The following is a 22669-nucleotide window of genomic DNA, read 5'->3' as shown; positions in this document are numbered from 1 at the left end:
ATGGCCCGCCTAGCCCGGCTCTACATTCCTGAATGCCCTGTGTTGTTGCAGTTGCAGGGGGTGAACGGCCAAGCCGTATTCAACACCCGTGATGCATTTTCCGTGTTTCACGCCCGCCTGTTGCCCAGCGCCCAAGAGGAGCGGGTGCTGATTCATGCCTACGCCATGACCCCAGGCCAAGTGCTGTTACTGATGCACGCCCCCAACGCCGACGCAGCGGGCCGCTTTGTGCAAAACCTGAACAGGCATTTCTCCGCTTGGGCGCGGGTTCAGGCCCCCAATGTCAGCACCCTGTGGGAGGCCCGCTTCAAATCCACCGTGGTTCAACCGGGCGTACGCAGCCTCAAAGCCTGCCTGTATGTCGAGCAGTTGCCTTTGCGTGGCCGCAACACCGACGACCTCGCCACCTACCCGTGGAGCAGCTTTGGTGCCCATGCGGGTGTGGTGAATGAGCCATGGCTGGTGGACTTGCCCAGCTATTGGGGTTTGGGCAACACCCCGTTTGAGCGCCAAAGCCGCTACCGGCACTTCGCTGACCATGGCTTGTCCCAAGCCGACCTTGCTGCCTTGGGCCATTGTTTGGACAAAGGCTGGCTGTGGGGAGACGATGACTTCGCCCTCACGGTGGCCGAATTGGCCAACCGTTCCCCGCGCCCCCGGCCTCGTGGCCGCCCCGCCAAAGTGCTTTAACTCCCCGTTGATGCGCGGTTAATGCACTGAATTTGTGCGAAAAAATTGGTCTGTCCCTAATTAATTTACCCGATTTTGGGGATTCCCCGTTAAAAGGGGTCAGACACTAATTGTTTTTCTTGATTCGATTGACGCGCTGCAGTACAGTGCGAGATCACCGGTCAAAAGACCCTCGAATTCATGGGGCTATTGGCGCATGCAGCGCCCCCCGATTCTCGGAGATTGCAGATGCAAGACATTCGTAAAGCCGCTGAAGAACACGGCATGTACTCCAAAGAGTACGAGCACGACGCCTGTGGCGTGGGCTTTGTGGCGCACATCAAGGGCACCAAAACGCACGACATCATTGCCAGCGGCCTGAAGATTCTGGAAAACCTGGACCACCGCGGTGCTGTGGGTGCCGACCCATTGATGGGCGATGGTGCCGGTATCCTGATCCAGATTCCCGATGCTTTCTACCGCGAAGAAATGGCCAAGCAGGGCGTAAACCTGCCCCCAGCGGGTGAGTACGGTGTGGGCATGTTGTTCCTGCCCAAAGAAACTGCATCCCGCATTGCCTGCGAGCAGGAAATGGAACGCGCCATCAAGGCCGAAGGCCAGGTGCTGCTGGGCTGGCGCGATGTGCCGGTGAATGCCGACATGCCGATGAGCCCCACCGTGCGCGCCAAAGAGCCTGTCATTCGTCAAGTGTTCGTAGGCCGTGGCCGCGACATCATGGTGACCGACGCGCTGGAGCGCAAACTGTACGTGATTCGCAAGCGCGCGGTGCACGCCATCAAGGCCCTGAACCTGGCCCATGGCACCGAGTACTTCACCCCCTCCATGAGCGCCCGTACCATTGTGTACAAGGGCCTGTTGCTGGCCAACCAAGTGGGCGAGTACTACCTGGACCTGCAAGACCCCCGCTGCGTCTCGGCCCTGGCCCTGGTGCACCAGCGCTTCTCCACCAACACCTTCCCCGAGTGGCCGCTGGCTCACCCCTACCGCATGCTGGCCCACAACGGTGAAATCAACACCGTCAAAGGCAACTTCAACTGGATGCGTGCCCGCGAAGGCGTGATGAAGTCCGCCGTGTTGGGTGACGACCTGCAAAAGCTCTACCCGCTGATTTTCGAAGGCCAGTCCGACACCGCCTGTTTCGACAACTGTCTGGAACTGCTGGTGATGGCCGGTTACCCGATTGCCCAAGCCATGATGATGATGGTGCCGGAAGCGTGGGAGCAGCACACCCTGATGGACGACAACCGTCGCGCCTTCTACGAATACCACGCCGCCATGATGGAACCGTGGGATGGCCCCGCCGCCCTGGCCTTCACCGACGGCAAGCAGATTGGCGCCACGCTGGACCGCAATGGCCTGCGCCCCGCCCGTTACATCGTGACCGAAGACGACCTGGTGGTAATGGCCTCCGAGTCCGGTACTTTGCCCATTCCTGAAAGCAAAATCGTCAAGAAGTGGCGCCTGCAGCCCGGCAAGATGTTCCTGATCGACATGGAAGCCGGCCGCATCATCAACGACGACGAACTGAAGAGCCAACTGGCCTCGTCCAAGCCCTACAAACAGTGGATCGACACCATCCGCATCAAGCTGGACGAAGTGGCTGGCGAGCCCGAAGTGGCTCAGCCTGCTGAAAGCCTGCTGGACCGTCAGCAAGCCTTTGGTTACACCCAGGAAGACTTGAAGTTCCTGATGGCGCCGATGCTGGTGTCCGCCGAGGAAGCCATTGGCTCCATGGGCAACGACAGCCCCTTGGCCGTGATGTCCAACAAACTCAAGCCTCTGTACAACTACTTCAAGCAGTTGTTTGCGCAGGTGACCAACCCGCCCATCGACCCCATCCGCGAAAACCTCGTGATGAGCCTGGTGAGCTTCATTGGCCCCAAGCCCAACCTGCTGGACTTGAACAACATCAACCCACCCATGCGCCTTGAAGTCAGCCAGCCTGTGCTGACCTCCAAGGACATGGCCAAGATCCGCAACATTGAGCAGTTCACCGGCGGCAAGTTCAAGAGCCATGAACTGAACATCTGCTACCCCGTGGCCTGGGGCAAGGAAGGCATCGAAGCACGCCTGGCTTCCCTGTGTGCCGAGGCGCGTGACGCCGTGAACAACGGTGCCAACATCCTGATCATCTCTGACCGCTTGGTCAATCGCGGTGAAGTGGCCATTCCCGCCTTGTTGGCCACCTCCGCCATTCACCAGCATTTGGTGAAAGTGGGTCAGCGTACTTCCACCGGTTTGGTGGTTGAAACCGGCTCTGCACGTGAAGTTCACCACTTCGCTTTGCTGGCCGGTTACGGTGCCGAAGCGGTGCACCCCTACCTGGCCATGGAAACCATTGCTGACATGAGCAAAGGTTTGACAGGCGACCTCAGCCCCGAAAAAGCGGTGTACAACTACATCAAGGCGGTGGGCAAAGGCTTGATGAAAGTGATGTCCAAGATGGGCATTTCCACGTACATGAGCTACACCGGCGCGCAGATTTTCGAAGCCGTGGGCTTGAACAAAGCCTTCATCGACGCGTATTTCACCGGCACACCCACCAAGGTGGAAGGCATTGGCGTGTTTGAGGTGGCTGAAGAAGCCATCCGCATTCACCAGTCCGCCTTCGGTGAAGACCCCGTACTGGCCACAGCGCTGGACGCTGGCGGCGAATACGCCTGGCGTACCCGCGGTGAAGAGCACATGTGGACCCCTGATGCGATTGCCAAATTGCAGCACTCCACACGCAGCGGCACTTACAACACCTACAAGGAATATGCGCAGATTATCAACGACCAAAGCAAGCGTCACATGACCTTGCGTGGCCTGTTTGAATTCCGCATTGACCCCAGCAAAGCCATTCCGATTGAGGAAGTGGAGCCCGCCACCGAGATCGTCAAACGGTTTGCCACTGGTGCGATGTCCTTGGGTTCGATTTCCACCGAAGCCCACTCCACACTGGCCGTGGCGATGAACCGCATTGGCGGTAAGTCCAACACGGGTGAAGGCGGCGAAGACGAGAAGCGTTACCGCACTGAACTGCGCGCTGGCCTGGACAAGTTTGGCCCCGGCAATGGCCCCATCGGCGAAGGCGCCACACTGAAGAGCGAATTGGGCGACGTGGTGATGGCCGACTTCCCCTTGAAGAAGGGCGACAGCCTGCGCTCACGCATCAAGCAGGTGGCCTCTGGCCGCTTTGGTGTAACTGCTGAATACCTCACCTCTGCTGATCAAATTCAGATCAAGATGGCTCAAGGTGCCAAGCCTGGTGAAGGCGGTCAGCTGCCCGGCGGCAAGGTGTCTGAGTACATCGGTAAATTGCGCTACTCCGTGCCCGGCGTGGGCCTGATTTCCCCGCCCCCGCACCACGACATCTATTCCATCGAAGACTTGGCGCAATTGATTCACGACCTGAAAAACGTGAACCCCAAAGCGTCCGTGTCTGTGAAGCTGGTGTCTGAAGTGGGTGTGGGTACCGTGGCTGCCGGTGTGTCCAAAGCCAAGGCCGATCACGTGGTGATCGCAGGCCAGGACGGTGGTACCGGTGCATCGCCCGTGTCCTCCATCAAACACGCAGGCACCACTTGGGAACTGGGGTTGGCTGAAACCCAGCAGACCCTGGTGCTCAACGGCTTGCGTGGCCGCATCCGCGTACAAGTAGACGGCCAGATGAAAACCGGCCGTGACGTGGTGATTGGTGCCATGTTGGGTGCCGATGAATTCGGCTTTGCGACCGCACCGCTGGTGGTTGAAGGCTGCATCATGATGCGCAAGTGCCACCTGAACACCTGCCCGGTTGGCGTGGCCACTCAAGACCCCGCACTGCGTGCCAAGTTCTCCGGCAAGCCCGAGCATGTCGTGAACTACTTCTTCTTCGTGGCCAACGAAGTGCGCGAAATCATGGCGCAGTTGGGCATTCGCACCATGGAAGAACTGGTGGGCCGTGCTGACCTGCTGGACATGAAGAAAGGCATCACCCACTGGAAAGCCAAGGGCCTGGATTTCAGCCGCCTGTTGTGGGTGCCCACTGGCACCACAGAGCCGCTGCGCCACACTGGCACGCAAGACCACGGCCTGGACAAAGCACTGGACCAGACCCTGATCGAAAAAGCCAAGCCCGCGCTGGAGAAGGGCGAGAAGGTGTCCTTCATCACCCCGATCAAAAACGTGAACCGCACTGCCGGTGCCATGTTGTCGGGTGAAGTGGCCAAACGTTACGGCCATGAAGGTTTGCCTGACGACACCATTCACATCCAGTTCACAGGCACGGCCGGTCAGTCATTCGGTGCGTTCCTGGCCCACGGCATCACCGCCGACCTGGTGGGTGAAGGCAACGACTATGTGGGCAAGGGCTTGTCCGGTGGCCGCATCATCGTGCGCCCCACGAACGACTTCCGTGGCGAAAGCTGCGAGAACATGATTGTGGGCAACACCGTGATGTACGGTGCCATCGCGGGTGAGGCTTTCCTCAGCGGCGTGGCGGGTGAGCGTTTTGCGGTGCGTAACTCCGGCGCTGCTGCCGTGATTGAAGGCACAGGCGACCACGGTTGTGAATACATGACTGGCGGTACTGTGGTGGTGTTGGGCCAGACTGGCCGCAACTTCGCCGCGGGCATGAGCGGTGGCTTGGCCTATGTGTACGACATTGACGGCCTGTTCGCCAAACGCTGCAACATGGCCCAAGTGGAACTGGAAGATGTGTTGACCAGCGCCGAACAGGAAGCCAAGAGCGGCCCGGAAACCTGGCACAGCCTGACCCGTGGCGGTGAGCGCCAAACCGATGAGGCCATCCTCAAAGGTTTGATCGAGCGCCATGCCCGCTACACAGGCAGCCCGCGTGCCAAGGAAATTCTGGACAACTGGGGCACAGAGCGCAAGAAGTTCGTCAAGGTATTCCCCACCGAATACCGCCGCGCGCTCAAAGAGCTCTATGTCGCTGCCAAGGCCAAAGCCAAAGTGGCCGCTTGAACCAATAACCTGGGAATGAGGAATTAAACATCATGGGAAAAATCACAGGTTTCATGGAATTTCAGCGCGTTGACGAGAGCTACGAAGCTCCCAGCGCGCGCGTGAAGCACTACAAGGAATTCGTGATCACGCTGAAGGATGACGAAGCCAAGATTCAGGGCGCACGGTGTATGGACTGCGGCATTCCGTTTTGTAACAACGGTTGCCCGGTCAACAACATCATCCCCGACTTCAATGACCTCGTGTACAAGCAGGACTGGAAAGCCGCCATCACCACGCTGCATTCCACCAACAACTTCCCCGAGTTCACCGGGCGCATTTGCCCGGCACCTTGCGAAGCAGCCTGCACCTTGGGCATTCACGAAGCGCCAGTGGGCATCAAGTCCATTGAACACGCCATCATCGACAAGGCCTGGGAAAACGGCTGGGTAGTTCCCCAGCCCGCAGCGGTTAAAACCGGCAAGAAAGTGGCTGTGGTGGGCTCAGGCCCTGCAGGCATGGCTGCTGCCCAGCAGTTGGCGCGTGTGGGTCACGATGTGACTGTGTTCGAAAAGAACGACCGCATCGGTGGCCTGCTGCGCTACGGCATTCCCGACTTTAAAATGGAAAAGACGCACATCGACCGCCGCGTCAAGCAAATGGAAGCGGAAGGCGTGACTTTCCGCACAGGCGTGTTCGTCGGTGAAAAACTGGCCGAGGCGGGCATCGCCAACCTGGCCAAGGAAAGCATCAGCCCCAAAGAACTGATGAAACAGTTCGACGCCGTGGTGTTGACCGGTGGTTCTGAAGTGCCCCGTGATTTGCCCGTGCCTGGCCGTGAACTCAGTGGTGTGCATTACGCCATGGAATTCCTGCCCCTGCAAAACCGTGTGAATGCAGGCGACAAGTTGAAAGACCAAATCATGGCCACCAAGAAAAACGTGCTCGTGATCGGCGGTGGCGACACCGGTTCCGATTGCGTGGGTACGTCCAACCGCCATGGTGCCAAGCAAGTGGTTCAGATCGAACTGATGCCCCAGCCACCCGAGCAGGAAAACAAGCCGCTGGTGTGGCCTTACTGGCCCATGAAACTGCGCACCTCGTCTTCCCACGAAGAAGGCGTGCAGCGTGATTTCGCCGTGACCACCAAGAAGTTCATCGACGATGGCAAGGGCAACGTGAAGGCCGCCCTGTGTGCCAAAGTGGAATGGGTCAAGGACGAAGCCACTGGCCAAATGAAGATGCAGGAAGTGGCTGGCAGTGAATTTGAAATTGCGGCTGACCTGGTGCTGTTTGCCATGGGCTTTACCAACCCTGCCAAAAGTGTACTGGACGCCTTCGGTGTTGAACGCGACAACCGCGGCAACGCCCGTGCCACCACCGATGGCGAAGGCTGCTACCGCACCAACGTGGACAAAGTGTTTGCCGCTGGCGACATGCGCCGGGGCCAGTCCCTGGTGGTGTGGGCCATTCGCGAAGGCCGTCAAGCCGCTCGCGAAGTGGACCAGTTCCTGATGGGCAGCACGGTTCTGCCCCGCTGAACACACGCAGTGCGGTCATCAACCCCGGCGGGCCCCCAAGCCCCCGGGGTTTTTTCATGCCGGTTTTTTCTGTTGGCGTTCATAGGCCTGCTGGCGCAGACGCGCACCATCCAGCATGGACTCGAACAGCACACCCCGCGCCTGTCGAATGTCTGTGTCCAGCGAATTGAGCACAACTTTGGCAGAAGCCTTGATGTTTTTCGGTTCGTCCTGCGCCAGCATCTTCATCAACTCAGGCACTGACCGATGTTGGTCACTGTCCAGTTGGCTAAGACGCAATTGAGTCAACTCCAGTGCGGATTGGTCACGTTCAAACTCCGCGTCAATCTCACCCAACACCTGAGACAGGCCATCCAGTTGGGTCAGCGTGGTTTGGTGTTCTTCCGCATCAACGCCAGTGGTGGGTGAGGCCAGGGTTTCCTCAACATGCTGCATCAAGCCTTGGTTGACCGTCTGGCGCGCCTGGATTTGTTCCTTAAGTGCCTGCAACTGCGCAGTCAGGCAAGTTTTCACCAGGTTTTTCAATGCACCATGCCCGGCCTCGGTCCCCAGGTACTTTGTCAGCCCTTTCTGCCCCAACACCTGGCCTCGCAGGTGTTGCCACCAACTCAAGTGCTTGTGCAAGGGCGACTGTTTGTGCCCCGCACTGGCGGCGTCATTCAGAAAGGTTTTCAATGCGGCTTTTCTGGCATCAAGGTGGGCCAATTGGCTGGCCGCCAGTTTGAATCGCTCTTCACCGTTGCCGTGAACATGCAGTTGACCCAACAAGGCCCGGTCAACCCAGGTGTGGGCACCCTGTGTTGCCCGGTTGTACTTGCCTTGTTTGCCATGGCCGCGAATGAAGCTCAGTGAGGCAATGCCCATCACCACCGCACCAATCACGCCGACGGCGGTGATGGCGATCAAGCCTGCCGGGTTACTGGCCGCACCCACAATGCCTGCCAACGCCAGGCCAACCACCACCGCTTTGGTGGTTGCGCTGGCGGCGTACAAGCCACTGCCCACCATGAATGCTTTGTTCCAGCGTGAAAACCGTTTGAAAAAGCCGATTCGCTTTTCGCCCTGTCGCAGCAGAAAGGCCTCGAGCACCTGATGGCTTTCGTGCAACTGGCCCTGTTCAGTCAAACGGTGGTGTTTCAGTTCATGCTGCAAGTTTCCAAAATCGGTTTTGAGTTGTCGGTGTTTCTGAAGTGATTTCACCGTGAAAAATGCACCCAGGGCCGTGGCAAATGCGCCGGCCAAAGGGCCAAGTACAAAAGTGCCAGCCACTCCAAACACCGTGGTGGCTGTCGCTGCGGCGGCACCTGCCTGGGCTGTTTCTCCCAGGGCAAAGAAGCTTTTGCCGCTCAGCGCTCCTTTCACGCCCAAGCTGATTTTCAAGCCAAGGTCACTCAATGCCTTCAAACCGATGGACAGGCCCGAGGCTGCTGAGCTAAAGCCGATGTGCCGGTCTTTGCGGGCTTGCACCAACGCTTGGGCTGTGCGCTCCGCCTCAATGCCAAGCACCTTGCTTCGCGATTCCAACACGCCGCCGGCATCCAGTTGGCGGGCCAGCTCCAAGGCTTCTTTACGGGCCTGCACTTTGGCGCGCGTTGCTTTCAGATACGCCATCGCATGCCCCGCGTGCTGGTACTCTTCAATACCCGCCTGAATGGCCAGAGCAGCCAAAGGCAACATCACCACACTCGTCCCTGTTGCCGCTGCAAACTGCCCCACACCACTTTCAGCCAACTCGTGGCCCAGGTGCGCCAAGGGTTTGTCGCTCAGTGATTGGGCTTCGGCCCTGAAGGTGTCCAGTACCTTGGAGGGTTCGCCATCCGCAGCCTGGCTCAGGTACTTCACCGAGGCGTAGGCACCATGCACCATTTCATCCAGGTCCAGCACGATGCCATTGCTGCCTTCGTGGTCACAGCCCCCTGAGGCAACATTCGTTTCCTGGTCTGCGCAACAGTCGGATGCGATGCCGGATGCGGCGGGCAGCGGCAGCAGGGCCAGCACAGGCTTGAACTCAGCGTTTGTGGAGCCTGTGGCGGATGACTCATCATCCGATGAAGCGCTGCTCTCTGTGCGGCTGGGCAGTGCACAGCGATTGGTGTGAAGCTCGGCCCGTTGTTTCATCTGTCGTTCAAACAATTGCCGAACCGCCTGAAGCGAGTTGGTCATGGCGCGGTGCTCCGGTTCAGTGTCAGCGCCCAAGCCGTAGTGTTTCACCTTTTGGGCCTGCATCAGCGCATTGCCGAGTTGCTGGTTACAGTGCGTAAGCTGGTGTTTGAACTCCTTGTTGGCCAGGGGGGCTCGAATGGGGGCTTCAAGCGACGGAGGGCGGTTGCTGAGTACGGTGGTGGGGACGCGGGTAGAGCGAAGGGCAGGCATGATATTCCATATTAATAATGATTCTCATTAACGAATAGTATATCAATGCTGTCAATTCACCCGGTCTGTGTCCCTTAGTCTGAGGGTGGTTGTAAGGCTGAATGGGCATCCCCCGGGCGGCCTGTTCACTACAATTTGTGGGTCATTTCTCACAGGCCCAGCATGGAAGTCAGCACGGCAATCAGCAGTCACAATCGCGGTGTTCAACGCGCGCAAGCGTCCAGCCCCATCAACATTCCGGAACGGGAACAGCCGCATGGCCTTCGTCATTCCGCTGGCCTGCTTTCGCAATCCTTGTTGGGTCAGGGCCCAGTCGCCCACAGGCATTCCATGGTGCAACTGCCTGTGGTGGGTTCGCCGGTGATGCTGCATGAGTTGCCGTCCTGGGTCAGTAACAGTGCCCCGGGAAGTCCGCCTGATGCCACTAGAAATACGCTGGGGCCTTCCTTGAGCGTACTGTTGGGCAAAAAAGCGGTGGACCCGGATACGCTTCCCCCGCTGCCCAGGTTTGAGGAGTTGACGGTGGAAACCCGTGTGGGCCTTGCACCCACAGACCAACTCAGGCACACCGGTAACACCATGGCGCACGTTCGCGCTTTGTTGCAAGCGTCACCGAACCTTCGAAAGTTCACCCTGAAGTTGAACCTGGAATGCCAGACCCGAGGCACCTTGCCGCCGGATGAGCCTGCCTATGGATTTGACGTTCTGCCCTTGGGGCCAGGGCTTGGGGGTGGTCTGCGCGAACTTGACCTGCGCAGCATGGCCTGTCGTTTCCCCAATGTTCAGTTGGAACACTTGCGACGGTATTGTCCGCAACTGAGCGTGCTGAAGCTGAGAACTGCGTTGAGGCGCAGCGCGGCTGCCCACCCGCTTGATGCCCAATCATTGCGTTATTGGGCCGAGAAGGCCCTCCACCTGCACACCCTGGAGTTGCAGTTGAACACCAATGACCCGCCTTTAAGCGACATTGTTGTTGCCTTGAAACCGGTGCTGGGTCGCTTGAAGTCCCTGACGCTGCACCACCAGCGCAACATCAGTACCACGCCGCAAGACCTGCCCGGCATGTACCCACTGAACAGCGTTTTGTCGGCCCTGAATGCAGAGCCCAAGCCCCAGCTTGAAGTGCTTCGGCTGCATGTGGGCGACTGGTGCATGTTGCGCATGGTTCATGCTGTTGCAGAACAAATCTGCCCGAACGTGGTTCAGCAACTGATTCAAAGCACGCCCAAACTGAACCACCTGGAATTGGCGATCTGTAGCCTCACCGACACCGATGTGGCTGCATTGAAAGCGCATCTGGCAACACGCACCGGTTCGCTTCAGCCCTTGCAGACTGAACTCACAGGCCGTTTGCTGGTGTTGTCCACCGCCCGAACCTTACCGGTTCAGGCGGTCAATGTGCCGGTGCATCAGGCCTGATCAATCCGGATGGCGGGGGCCACGAGGCTCACGTTCATGACGCGTTTCCAATTCCTGCAATTTGCTGCGCTGTTCAGGGGTCAGCAGGGTATAAATGTCATGACGGGTTTGCAGCATGGCCAAGCGGTCCTGCAGTTCACGCCCTTGTTCCTGCTGAATCAACTGCGCTGCACGATCGCGGTCGAAACGCTCGGCTTGAACCAGTGCCTTCATTTGGTCACGCTGGGCGCGGCGTGCCTCATGTCCGTCTTTCATGCGGTCCCGTTCCTTGTCCAGAATGGTTTTGACCTGCGCTTTCTGTTCGGCACTCAGGTTCAACTTCTCCAACATCCGTATCGGGCCATGTTCTGGGTGGCGCACATGGCGTGGCCCCGGGCGTTCAGCGGCTGGCCTAGTTGAGTTGATCGAGGTGCCATCGCCAACGGAGGGGGCTGCCTGGGCTTGAGCAAACGGAATGGCCAGTGTCAGTGCACTGACAGCCAGCCAACGTTGAATGGTGCTGTTGGAACGCATCGGGGTGTGAGGTGTATTCATGGTGTACTCCTTCGGTTGGTCTGCGGTGCACACAGGTTGTGAGCACCATGGAGCCTATTGTGCGCAGGGCCTGTGTAAACGGGGATGCAGGCTGGGTAAAGAAAGGTAAAGAAGGGTATTGCTGCCTTGGTCTGTAGGCCGCAGGCCGCTACACTGAGGCCGTACTTGCCTTGGACACTTGGCCATGCCGCACATTCTTCACATTGACGATGACCTTGAACTGGGGGCCATGCTCTGCGAATTTCTGCAGGGCGAAGGTTTCGAAGCCACCCACTGTGCCAACCCACTGGACGGGCTGGCCCGCTTGCGCCTTGGCGGGGTAGACCTGGTGATGCTGGATGTGATGATGCGAGAGCAGAACGGGCTGGACACCCTCAAGGCTTTACGCCAGTTCAGCGAGGTGCCCGTGTTGATGCTGACCGCACGGGGCGACAACATTGACCGAATCGTGGGCCTTGAACTGGGGGCCGATGACTATGTGCCCAAGCCCTGCCTGCCCCGCGAAATTGTGGCCCGCATTCGCGCCATACTGAGGCGCGCCGCCGAGCCTGTGAGCAAACCCGTGCTGACGCTGGGGCCACTGCAATTGGACCCCGCGCGGCGTAAGGCCACCCTCGGTGGCCACGCCATTGAACTGACCAGTGCCGAATTCAACCTGCTTGAGGTGCTGATGGCCCACGCCGGGGCAATCGTGGACAAGGAACACCTGTGCGAACAGGGCTTGGGCCGCAAACTGGCCCGGTACGACCGCAGCATTGATGTTCACCTAAGCAACCTGCGCAACAAGCTAGGGTTGCAGCAGGCCGACAGCCCATTGGCCCTGCACACCATTCGGGGCCAAGGGTATCAGTTAAGCCTGACGTAGGTTCGCCATGAAAACCCTGTTCATCAAATTCTTTCTGGCCTTCTGGTTGTGTCTGTTGTTGGCAGCGGGCCTGACTGGCGCGGTGCTGTATGCCCTGCGGGATGACCCCGAGTTGCGTGAATTGGCCGAGGGGCCGAGGGCGCAGTTCATGCTGGAATCAGCCCAAGCCATTCTTGAGGGCAAAGGGCCTGACAAGCTTCAGGCTTTGCTGAGCAAACACCCCCACAAACCCGGTGTGCCAGTGTATGCCGTCAGTGAAACTGGCCAGGAACTGCTGGACCGAGAGTTGAACCAGGAATTGCAGCAACGCGTTCAGCAGGCCCTTCAAGGGCAACAGCCACTGGCCCCCGGCGTGCTGCTGGCGGTGGCCCCCGACCAAACCCGTTGGGTGCTGTTCATGCCTCGCCCTGCACGCCCGCTGGCAGGGCCCGAAGGCCCTGGCGGTGGACCTCGCAAAAAACCACCGCCCCCTCCTCCATTGGTGTGGGTCAATTGGGTGGTGGTTTTGGTGGCCAGTACCCTGTTTGCCGGGGTTCTGGCGTATTGGTTCAGCCGCCCGCTGAGTCGCTTGCGCAAGGCTTTTCAAGCGGCGGCCACCGGTGATTTAAGTGCAAGGTTGAGCCCGCCGGGAAAACCCAGCCGCCCCGGCGATGAATTGGGCCAATTGCTGGCGGGTTACGACCACATGGCAACTGAGTTGCAGGCCCGTATTCAGCAGCAGAAGACCCTGCTGCACGATGTGTCGCATGAGTTGCGCTCGCCACTGGCGCGTTTGAATCTGGCCACAGGTTTGGCCCGCCAGAACCCTGAGCAATTGGAGTACAACCTTGATCGCATAGAACGAGAGGCCGAGCGCCTTGATCAACTGATTGATGAACTCTTGCGCCTTTCCCGTTTGGACTCAGGCTCAAATCATGAGCCTGACACGACGCACGATGTGATGGAGTTGCTGGCCCAGGTGGTGGATGACGCCCAGTTTGAAGCCGAGCCGCGGGGCGTTAATGTGGAGCTGACCACTGCAGTCAAACATTGGCTCATGCGTTGCGACGCTGAACTCTTGATGCGCAGCTTTGACAACATTGTGCGCAACGCCTTAAAGCACAGTGAACATGGACAAGTGGTCATGGTCAGCGCACAGGAGGCCAACGGTCAGCTTTGTATCACTGTGGCTGACCAAGGCCCGGGTGTACCGCAAGGCTTGCTCAGCCAGATCTTCGACCCCTTCTTCAAACACGGTGACAAAGCAGGCCAGGGACTGGGCTTGGCCATTGCAAAGCGTGGAATCGAACAGCATCACGGTCAGGTGAAGGTTGAACTGGTTCAGCCCCACGGGCTGCAATTTGCCATCACTTTGGCAAAGCCGACCCATTAAGTTCAGCCAAGCGTAGCACGGCCTTTTCAAGTGCTTCGGCGGCACCCGGGTGCTTGTTATTGGCTTTGTTACGCAGCGCTTGTTCCAGAAGTTTAGGGATTGTTGGAAGTGCTTGCGGAAACCGGGTGAAGTCGATGCTGAGAAATTTGGCCAAGCAGTCGGATGTCCACGGAGCGGAGCAACACTCCAGCCGCTCAATGACAGATGGAATCCTTGCATAAATTTCAGCAGCAACCTCCCTTGGACTCCATCGGATGAGGTGCAACAGGCCTTCGAGGGCCTCCTTTTTTCCAAGAAGCATCGACGCCCTTAAGCTGGTACCGACCAATCTCAACTTGGACACCACTTCGCCTGGTGGGGTGTTTGGTGATTCCAGGATACTTATGGCGTTCTCGTAGCCACGTTTTGCACATTTCTGAAGGTCTTCCAAACTTGCGGTGGCCATGAATCTTTGGACCTCCTTTTTATTGCGTTCCTTGTTGTCAAGTTCAATGCATAAGTTGTTCAGTTCGTTCAAGCGCGGCTGGGCCTTTTCAAGTGCTTCGGCGGCACCCGGGTGCTTGTTTTTGGCTTTCTCGAGTAGCGCTTTTTCAAGAAGCATTGGGACAGATGCAAGCGCTGCTGGAAACTTGGAGTAGTCAATGCTGAGAAACTCAGTCAGCGTATTGGATGTCCACGCTTCGGAGCAAAATTCAAGATGATCAATCGCAGTGCAAACAGCCGCTTTAGCCTCAGTCGTCAACGGCCCTTGATCAGGCTCGGCGAGTTGAAGCAAATTGCCTAGCGCTTCCTTGCTGCCCAGAACCATTGATCTCGACAGAAAAGCCAGTGCAGTGGACCACGGAGTATCCTCACTGTTAGAAGGATTGTTGCGCGATTGCATAATAATCCTTGCCTGCTTGCAGTCCTTGTCGGCATGCCCCAAACGCGCCTGCGGATCAGCGTTGCCCATGTAGCCCAATATCCATGGGTTATAGCATTTCGCCGTTGCATCGGCTGGTACCGCGGTTTGGGCGTCAGCCGTGCTGATCTCTGAATGGGGGCGTTTGCCCAGAATTGGCAGGGCGGACGCTTGCGCGGCTTGGACCAACGGTTGTTGAACTTCCAACCGCGCAGCCAACCAATCAAGGTACGGCAAAACCTGTTTGCAGGATGTCACGACCTGGCTGTTTGAATCGATGGGCATTTAGAACCGAGGGGGCAGGATTGTAGAAGCCTTGGGTGGCCAGCCCCCCAAAAAAGTTCGATGCCCATGGCTGGTGCCCTAAATCTTCTTGCCTGTGGACAACAAGGTTGATTTACATCAGTCTCGGCCTAAACTGGCACAAAGTGTGCGCTGCAAGCTGTACTTCATCATCTTGAGATTGATTGCCCCTTTGGCTAGTCGCGTGAAGCAGCGAGGGCGTGGGTGCCACGCCCTGATAAATTTGGTCAGCGCCATCGTGCTGCCTGTCTTTTTTGTGGCGCAGAATATCGATCAGTTGAGTGCGCAAGTTCCCGATTTTTTCAGAGTGCTGACCCGCACAAGCAACGATGTGCGCCAAAACGCACTCAGAGGTCCAGCGGCTTCGAGTGTTTCGAAGAATATGAAGTACCTGACGGATACTGTTTTCTGGAGAAACACGCGCCAAATCTGGATGATTCTGTTCAAGTTCAGCGAGTTTGAACAAGGCCAAAGGATGGCCCAACACAGCCGCGTAGGCCAGGTCGACTGTTGTGGCACGGAAGGTCTCGTGCAGCATGATCGCCCTTGCGTGTTTGGGAAGTTTGTCCAAGGCTGATTGATAAGCGGCTTGGGCTTGATTGAGTCTTCCAGAGACGCCGAGCGACTCGATGCTGTCGATCTACGCCCTGTGTTCTGTGGGTATGGTTGGGCGTATTGCACTGGCTGGAACACCCGTGGCCAGGGCCTGTTGCCCCAAGCCCTCTGCGGTGTTGAGGATATGAGGTACCGCAAAGTAGACCGGCGTAACGGGGTGTGTAGAACCCCATGGGGCATTGCAGACTACCAAGGGAAGGGTGGGGAAGGTGAATTGGTCTGGACCCATGATGACGTGCCTAGAAATACAGAACCGAAGTGTTGTGTGGCCTTATACGCGCCAAGGTTCAGAGTTTTTACGGTCATTAGACATGGCCTACGCCATCGGGTTTTGACTCAATGCTCAAGCCAACTGAAACCTGTCGATATAGCTTTGCCTTACAAAGGCCTCAAATGCCTCTTCGTCGAGTTCGTTTCCATGCTCGCGGAGGTAGTCAACGACGTCACTACGGGCCCTAAAGTATGGCCGTAGGTAATCACGCGTGGCTGCGGCCAGACCAAGGGCCTTGGTCCATGTCGGGTTATCTTGCGGCCCCACTTTTCCTTGAAGAATAAGCACGCCAAGCGGGTGGTGGCATCGGTGTTCGTCAAGAATAGTCGCCGATTCGAGGTCTGGGTATGCTTTGGGTGCTCCCTCGGCCAACGGCAATGATGACAAGTACGCCAAGGCGAGTTTTGCCTTGGGATGATTATTCGCATTTTTAAAATCCAGGTACTTGAGCCCCAGCTTAACGAATGAGCTGCCGAGCTCGGTGCCGGCATCCATTTTGTTGAGTCGGTGGTGTAGTTGGATTATCGAGTTTAGCAGCGCCTTTGAGGCTGTCTCAGCAGTGGAATTATCCCGAAGAGTTCGGAGCACCGTGAGAAGGGGGCGTCTTTTGCTTCTTGTATCAAGTTCTGGTTGTTCCAGACGGTCAATCAGTTGATTCAAGGCGTCGACGCGCTCTCTACCGTTATTGAGGTCGCAAGCCTTTTGGATTAGCGCTAACGTTAGGTTGTCAAGGGGCTGCTCGGCAGGCGGAGCGATGACCACAGGCAGGGGTTGTTCAACAACTTGCTGCAGTGCCTGCGCAATACCTTGGGCAGCGGCGGCGGCAGGCGGTTGGCCTGCTTCAACGGGTTGAGCATGCCCTGCATTGTCGGCAGGCGCTGCGGGGTTAAAGCCGTTAATCTGAAATGGATTGAACATCGGTCTTTGATTGTGCCAAAAGGTATTCAAGGAACCCTAGGTGAAGGGCCGTCGAATAAAGTTCCGGTTTAGTCAGTTTTCGTCATTCAAAAGGATCCGTTCAGAAAGAGGAGTACGTACTCAGGCTTTGTGCACGGTCACTTGCGGAAAGGGAATTTCAACTTTCGCACGGTCAAATACCTCTTTGATGCGGCGGTTGAATTCCCTGCGTATGGCCCACTGTTCGCCACCCACGGTTTTGAAGCGGCAACGAATCACCACCGCTGAGTCGCCCAGTGTTTGTACGCCCATCACGTTGAACTCGCCCATCAACTGGTTTTTCCAGGGCTCTTCGTCCAGCATTTGTTGGCCAATCTGCTTCATCAGGTCCATGGCGCGTTCCACGTTCTCACGGTAAGCCACACTCACGTCGATGACCGCAAACGAGTAACCCATGGACATGTTGGTCACGGCAGAAATCACGCCATTGGGCACAAAGTGCACGTTGCCTTCAGCATCCCGCAGGCGAACATAACGCAAGGTCACTTCCTCTACCGTGCCGGTTCGGTTGTCCAGGCTGACCACGTCGCCCACCCGAATCTGGTTTTCCATCAGCAACACAATGCCGGTGAAGTAGTCTTTCACCAGGCTTTGCGCACCAAAGCCCACGGCGATACCCACCACCCCGGCTGCGGCCAGCATGGGGGCAATTGAAATGCCGATGGTGTTCAGTGCAGCCAGCACACCCATGATGGTGATCGCGATGTTGGCCACATAGCGAAACACCCGCATCAGGGTTTCAATGCGCTTGCGCTCCCCCCGGCTGCCTGCGCGTGCTTGAAGCCGAAGGCCAGCCCGTTTGATGATCATTTTCACCACTCGCAGCACAATGGCCGCCAGCAGCAGAATCAGCAGAAAGCGAATGCCCAGCGTGGTCCACTCCACCCACTTGTTGTGTTCAATCTGGTTGATCCATTGGTTGAGGGTGTTCATGTTCATGGTGGTGTTCGCAATCAGTGTTTGTTGATCAGTTTGTTCAAAAAGCGGCCTGTGTGGCTGGTGGGGTGTTGGGCCAACTGTTCCGGTGTGCCAGTGGCCACCACCACACCACCGCCGCCGCCGCCCTCGGGGCCCATGTCGATGATCCAGTCGGCACAGCGAATCACATCCAGGTTGTGTTCAATCACCAGCACGGTGTTGCCTTGTTTCACCAAGGGGTCCAGCACTTTGAGCAGCAGGGCAATGTCATGAAAATGCAGGCCTGTGGTGGGCTCATCCAGAATGTACAGGGTTTTGCCGGTGTCGCGTTTGGACAGTTCAAGCGACAGCTTCACCCGCTGGGCTTCCCCGCCACTCAGGGTGGTGGCCGATTGCCCAAGGCGAATGTAACCCAGGCCCACTTCCATCAAAGTGTGCAGTTTGCGGGCCACGGAGGGTACAGACGAAAACACCTCCAAAGCCTGTTCAACCGTCAGGTCCAGAATTTCCGAAATATTCTTGCCCCTGTACAGCACTTCCAGTGTTTCGCGGTTGTAGCGTTTGCCGTGGCACACATCGCAAGGCACATACATGTCGGGCAGGAAGTGCATTTCAACCTTCACCACACCATCGCCCTGGCAGGCTTCACAACGCCCGCCTTTCACGTTGAAGGAGAAGCGCCCTGCGTCATAACCGCGTTCACGCGCCATGGGCACGCCTGCAAACAGGTCGCGAATGGGTGTGAACAGGCCCGTGTAGGTGGCTGGGTTGCTGCGGGGGGTGCGGCCAATCGGGCTTTGGTCCACCGCAATCACTTTGTCGAAATGCTCCAGCCCAAGAATGGCGTCGTGGGGCGCCGCTTCGGAATGGGCGCGGTTCAATTCGCGCGCGGCCTGGGCCAGCAGGGTGTCGTTGACCAAGGTCGATTTGCCTGAACCAGACACCCCAGTGACACACACAAACAAGCCCACGGGAATGCTCACATCCACATTCTTCAGGTTGTTGCCCCGGGCATTGATGATCTGCAACTGGCGGGCAGGGTCGGCATGGCGCAAGGGGCTGAGGCGTTGAATTTTCAGTACACCACCCAGGTATTGGCCAGTCAGTGAATCGGGGTGGTTCAGAATGTCTTCCGGGGTGCCTTGGGCCACCACTTGGCCACCGTGTTCACCCGCCCCCGGGCCCATGTCTACCACGTAGTCAGCGCAGCGAATGGCATCTTCATCGTGCTCCACCACCAGCACGGTATTGCCCAGGTTTTTCAGGCGCATCAGGGTCTGGATCAGCCGGTCATTGTCGCGCTGGTGCAAACCGATGGACGGTTCATCCAACACGTACATCACCCCGGTCAAACCGGAGCCGATCTGGCTGGCCAGCCGAATGCGCTGGCTTTCCCCGCCACTCAAGGTGTCGGCACTGCGGTTCAGGGTCAGGTAATTCAGGCCAACATCATTCAAAAACTGCAGGCGGGCTTTGATCTCAGCCACCACCTTGTCCGCAATTTGCCCTTTGGCGCCTTGCATGCGCAATGCGTCGAAATACATCAACGCGTTTTGAATGGGCAGTTCGGTGATTTCATGCAAAGCCCGGCATTGCTCGCCATCGCCAATGAACACATTGCGCGCGCCGGTTTTCAGACGCGACCCGCCGCAGGCCTGACACGACCTCACCGCCATCATTTTGCCCAACTCATCCCGCACGGCTTGCGAATCCGTTTCTTTGTGGCGGCGTATCAGGTTGGGGATGACGCCTTCAAAGGCATGGGTTTTGGCCAGCGGCTTGCCCCGCTCGGTCAGGTAGGTGAAGGTAATCTCTTCGTGGCCCGACCCGTACAGCAGCAGGTTCTGAACGGGCTCAGCCAGCGCATTCCAAGGGGTGTCCAGGTCAAAATCGTAATGGGCTGCCAGGCTTTGCATCATCTGGAAAACCAGCGCATTGCGCCTGTCCCAACCCGTGATGGCGCCCGCAGCCAGTGACACCTCGGGGTGGGCCACCACGCGTTGAGGGTCGAAAAAGGTTTCATGCCCCAGACCATCACACACCGGGCATGCACCCGCCGGGTTGTTGAACGAAAACAGCCTCGGCTCAAGTTCGGTCAGGCTGTAGTCGCAGACGGGGCAGGCAAACTTGCTGGAAAACGTCGTTTCCGCGTCGGCTTTGTCCATGTTCACGGCGATGGCTTTGCCATCACTCAGGCGCAACGCAGTCTCGAAACTTTCTGCTAGGCGTTGGCGCGCATCGGGCCGCACTTTCAAGCGGTCCACCACCACATCCAGGTCGTGCTTGAGTTGTTTGTCCAGCGGTGGCAGGTTGTCCAGCTCGACAATTTCCGCCGCAGCCGCTGTGCCGCGCCGCAAGCGAACCCGCACAAAACCCTGGGCCCGCAGGTCTTGCAGCAGTTCAATGTTTTCACCTTTGCGCTGGTTCAACACCGGGGCCAGAATCATCACGCGGGATTCTTCAGGCCAGCCCAGCACCGTGTCCACCATTTCCGACACGGTTTGAACGCTGAGGTCCAGGCCATGGTCCGGGCAGCGAGGGGTGCCCGCCCGGGCGAACAACAGTCGAAGGTAGTCGTGAATTTCCGTCACCGTGCCCACGGTGGAACGCGGGTTGTGGCTGGTGGCTTTTTGCTCGATGGAGATGGCGGGTGACAAGCCTTCAATCAGGTCCACATCCGGCTTTTCCATCAGTTGCAGGAACTGGCGGGCATAGGCCGACAGGCTTTCCACGTAGCGGCGCTGGCCTTCGGCATACAAGGTGTCGAAGGCGAGGGAAGATTTGCCAGAACCTGACAGCCCGGTCAGTACCACCAGCGAGTCGCGGGGAAGGTCAAGGCTGATGTTTTTCAGGTTGTGCGTCCGGGCGCCCCGGATACGAATGGAATTCATGAACTGCTGCTAGGGAAATGGCGGCCAACCCATTAGTGTAATTGGGTTTTTGTTTCAAGTCAGTTGTTGGGGTGCATAGTCGTCCAAGGCTTGCCCGGCCTTGTGAGCTTGCTGCCCTATAATCGGTTCAGCCCCAGCCTTCAGAATGCAGCCCATGAGACTTTTTTACGTCCGTCGCCCAGTCAAGCTCACTTTGCCCCACAAGGTGCGCCAGCTTGAAGCGCCCAACGAAGAGCAATTGGCCAGTGGCCAGATTCCCACCAACCGACTGTATTGCGGCAATGTGGTGTGGGAAGTGCTGATGGCCCAAAAGCAACTGCCCAAGAGCGAGGTGGTGCAGATCAGCGACAGTGCCTTGCCTCAAGGCCTGTTGCCCCGGCGCATCGGAGATTTTCATGAGGTGGGGGCCTGGTTTCAGAATGGTGGCCAGGGAAAAGCCAAGGTACGTATCGCCTTGCTCAATGGTTTTGGCACCATGTTGGGCGACACGGCCTTGGGCTGCGGGGCCTTGATGGCCGCCGACCCCTTGTTGCGCGAGTTGCCTTTTCAGGTGGAGTACCATGCATACGCCTCATGGAACGCGCGGCCCGGCGTAGAAACCCTGCTCAAAAGCTGCCCCCGCATTGCAGCGGTTCAAAGTTATTCGCCCACGCTGGACCAATTGCGGCAGTACGACGCCTATGTCGACTTCAGCTCCCTGTTGTCCTTGCCGGGCTATGGCACCCAGTACTTCATCGATTTCTACCTTCGTCACTTGGGGGTCAACCCCGAGGCGGTGCCGTCAGCCCTGAAAAAGCCGTGGTTTGCGTTCGACGCTGGCTTGTTGCAACACGTGCCCACGGTGCTGCCTGTGTCCAACCGGCCAACGTTGCTGCTGCACCCGCATGCATCCACCCCCCTGCGCAGCATGCCCAGCCCCTTTGTTCGCCGTCTGTTGGATGACTTGGTGGCCCACACCGACTACCGTGTGGTGTTGGTGGTGAACCCCGGTTTCGCGCTGAGTGCTTGGGGTGATCGGGTGTTGGACTTGTCGGCATGGTCAGCCAAGTCGCTGCAGCACATGGGCGCTATCGTGCAGGCCGTGGATGCGGTGGTGTCCGTTGATACCCTGGTCATTCACGTGGCGCATGCCGCAGGCAAGCCCTCGCTGGACATTCTCACCGCCTCCGAGCCTGTGCAAAGCGTCCCGCCAGAAGGGCCACTGAAGGGCTTGGTGATTCCCGGTGCACAGGCCTTGCCCGGCTGGATGACCCACAAAGCCCAGGGTGATTGGGCAGACATGCAAGCCGCGTATGAACAGGCGTGGATGGCGTTAGACGGCGACGTGGTGATCAATGCCTTGAAGGGCCATTAAGCGTCGCGGCCCTGAATGGTCGAGATGGTCTGGTCGTTTTCGGACAAGGCCAGCGGCGGGAAAGGGCACCACACATTCATGCTGGGGTACAACCGGTTGGTGGCCACATCGATGCCGAAATTGTTCACCTTTCTCGGAATGGCTTTCACATTCAGCACAAAAGGCTGCAACGGGAAGCACCCCTTCAACAGTTTGGCCGCCCCGCTTGGGGAAAGGCTGTAGCACATCAACCCAAAGGCCATGTGCACCCTCAATGCTGCGGGCGTGAATGCAGTGCTGCGGTAGGTGGCTTGGTGCCGGGCCACCGCAGTGGGGTCAAATTTCATGTAGGTTTGGCCCATGGCGGGTTCCAGCTTGGCCAGCAAACCCGCGTCGAAGTTCCAGCCCCACATTACCATGTCCCAGTCAGCGGGCAAAGTGGTGAGAAAGGCTTGGCTCATGGGTTCAAAGTGGGTGTGCAGCAGCGCGTCATCCTCGCAGATGGTCAGGGGCTGATTGCTTTCCATGCATCGAATCCACAGTGCACGGTGCGACAGGGCACAGCCGATGGCCGCGGGGGAATAGGCCACATCGGGGTGTATCAGGGCCTCTCGCTGGGCCGTTTCCAGTCCAGCCACCGCAGCGTGGCCGTCGACTGCATTGCAGACAAGCAACTGTTTCAGATGGGCATTGCTGTGCACAAAGCGTTCCAGTCGCTCAGGGGTACGCTTCAGGGAAATGACGTGAATTTGCATAA

Annotated in this window: 15 protein-coding genes; 7 read left to right on the top strand and 8 right to left on the bottom strand. The window is 58.0% G+C overall.

Translation table 11 applies throughout. The features are described from left to right. The 3 genes from ACK4FF_RS00235 to ACK4FF_RS00225 all read left to right on the top strand — a co-directional run bounded on the left by ACK4FF_RS00235 (nucleotide 1) and on the right by ACK4FF_RS00225 (nucleotide 7160). Entirely contained in the window at nucleotides 1–690 is a 690-nt protein-coding gene (locus tag ACK4FF_RS00235) for a transposase (RefSeq protein ID WP_409703195.1), read from the top strand. 228 nt (nucleotides 691–918) lie between these two features. After that, nucleotides 919–5640, top strand: coding sequence for a glutamate synthase-related protein (locus ACK4FF_RS00230; RefSeq protein ID WP_409703192.1), 4722 nt, complete (start codon nucleotides 919–921; stop codon nucleotides 5638–5640). Between the two features lie 32 nt (nucleotides 5641–5672). Next, nucleotides 5673–7160: a glutamate synthase subunit beta gene (locus ACK4FF_RS00225; protein ID WP_409703188.1), complete on the top strand. Its 1488-nt coding sequence runs from the start codon at nucleotides 5673–5675 to the stop codon at nucleotides 7158–7160. 54 nt (nucleotides 7161–7214) lie between these two features. Here the strand turns inward: ACK4FF_RS00225 and ACK4FF_RS00220 are convergent, their stop codons facing one another. Further along, nucleotides 7215–9533 carry a hypothetical protein gene (locus ACK4FF_RS00220; protein ID WP_409703185.1) on the bottom strand — a complete coding sequence of 773 codons (2319 nt, stop codon included), beginning with the start codon at nucleotides 9531–9533 and terminating at the stop codon, nucleotides 7215–7217. Between the two features lie 162 nt (nucleotides 9534–9695). Here ACK4FF_RS00220 and ACK4FF_RS00215 point away from each other — a divergent pair, with 162 nt between their 5' ends. After that, nucleotides 9696–10952: a hypothetical protein gene (locus ACK4FF_RS00215; protein WP_409703182.1), complete on the top strand. Its 1257-nt coding sequence runs from the start codon at nucleotides 9696–9698 to the stop codon at nucleotides 10950–10952. Here ACK4FF_RS00215 and ACK4FF_RS00210 read toward each other — a convergent pair whose 3' ends face one another. Further along, complete coding sequence (locus ACK4FF_RS00210) at nucleotides 10953–11486, bottom strand: Spy/CpxP family protein refolding chaperone (RefSeq protein WP_409703179.1); 534 nt, start codon at nucleotides 11484–11486, stop codon at nucleotides 10953–10955. 184 nt (nucleotides 11487–11670) lie between these two features. Between ACK4FF_RS00210 and ACK4FF_RS00205 the strand changes: the two genes are divergently transcribed. Continuing rightward, on the top strand, nucleotides 11671–12351 hold the full coding sequence (locus ACK4FF_RS00205) for a response regulator (RefSeq protein ID WP_409703176.1): 681 nt from the start codon (nucleotides 11671–11673) through the stop codon (nucleotides 12349–12351). A 7-nt stretch (nucleotides 12352–12358) separates the two neighbouring features. Then, on the top strand, nucleotides 12359–13723 hold the full coding sequence (locus tag ACK4FF_RS00200; protein ID WP_409703173.1) for an ATP-binding protein: 1365 nt from the start codon (nucleotides 12359–12361) through the stop codon (nucleotides 13721–13723). Here ACK4FF_RS00200 and ACK4FF_RS00195 read toward each other — a convergent pair. From ACK4FF_RS00195 to uvrA, 5 genes are all read right to left on the bottom strand, one after another. Continuing rightward, entirely contained in the window at nucleotides 13698–14909 is a 1212-nt protein-coding gene (locus ACK4FF_RS00195; RefSeq protein ID WP_409703170.1) for a hypothetical protein, read from the bottom strand. The two genes, ACK4FF_RS00200 and ACK4FF_RS00195, sit on opposite strands and share 26 nt — an antisense overlap. A 112-nt stretch (nucleotides 14910–15021) precedes the next feature. After that, nucleotides 15022–15498 carry a hypothetical protein gene (locus tag ACK4FF_RS00190; RefSeq protein ID WP_409703168.1) on the bottom strand — a complete coding sequence of 159 codons (477 nt, stop codon included), beginning with the start codon at nucleotides 15496–15498 and terminating at the stop codon, nucleotides 15022–15024. A 387-nt stretch (nucleotides 15499–15885) separates the two neighbouring features. Beyond that, nucleotides 15886–16731, bottom strand: coding sequence for a hypothetical protein (locus tag ACK4FF_RS00185; RefSeq protein WP_409703165.1), 846 nt, complete (start codon nucleotides 16729–16731; stop codon nucleotides 15886–15888). A gap of 120 nt (nucleotides 16732–16851) precedes the next feature. Next, nucleotides 16852–17709, bottom strand: a complete 858-nt coding sequence (locus ACK4FF_RS00180) for a mechanosensitive ion channel family protein (RefSeq protein ID WP_409703162.1) — start codon at nucleotides 17707–17709, stop codon at nucleotides 16852–16854. Between the two features lie 14 nt (nucleotides 17710–17723). Beyond that, nucleotides 17724–20579, bottom strand: coding sequence for an excinuclease ABC subunit UvrA (gene uvrA / locus ACK4FF_RS00175; protein ID WP_409703159.1), 2856 nt, complete (start codon nucleotides 20577–20579; stop codon nucleotides 17724–17726). A gap of 154 nt (nucleotides 20580–20733) precedes the next feature. Between uvrA and ACK4FF_RS00170 the strand changes: the two genes are divergently transcribed. After that, nucleotides 20734–21933 carry a glycosyltransferase family 9 protein gene (locus ACK4FF_RS00170; RefSeq protein WP_409703156.1) on the top strand — a complete coding sequence of 400 codons (1200 nt, stop codon included), beginning with the start codon at nucleotides 20734–20736 and terminating at the stop codon, nucleotides 21931–21933. Here ACK4FF_RS00170 and ACK4FF_RS00165 read toward each other — a convergent pair. Then, nucleotides 21930–22667, bottom strand: coding sequence for a glycosyltransferase family 25 protein (locus ACK4FF_RS00165; protein WP_409703153.1), 738 nt, complete (start codon nucleotides 22665–22667; stop codon nucleotides 21930–21932). The two genes, ACK4FF_RS00170 and ACK4FF_RS00165, sit on opposite strands and share 4 nt — an antisense overlap. Between the last annotated feature and the right edge of the window lie 2 nt (nucleotides 22668–22669).

The organism is Limnobacter sp., from assembly GCF_046297615.1.
In the GTDB taxonomy this organism is placed as follows: domain Bacteria; phylum Pseudomonadota; class Gammaproteobacteria; order Burkholderiales; family Burkholderiaceae_B; genus Limnobacter.
Note: the sequence above shows the minus strand (reverse complement) of the source record. Positions and strands in the feature narration are given on the sequence as shown.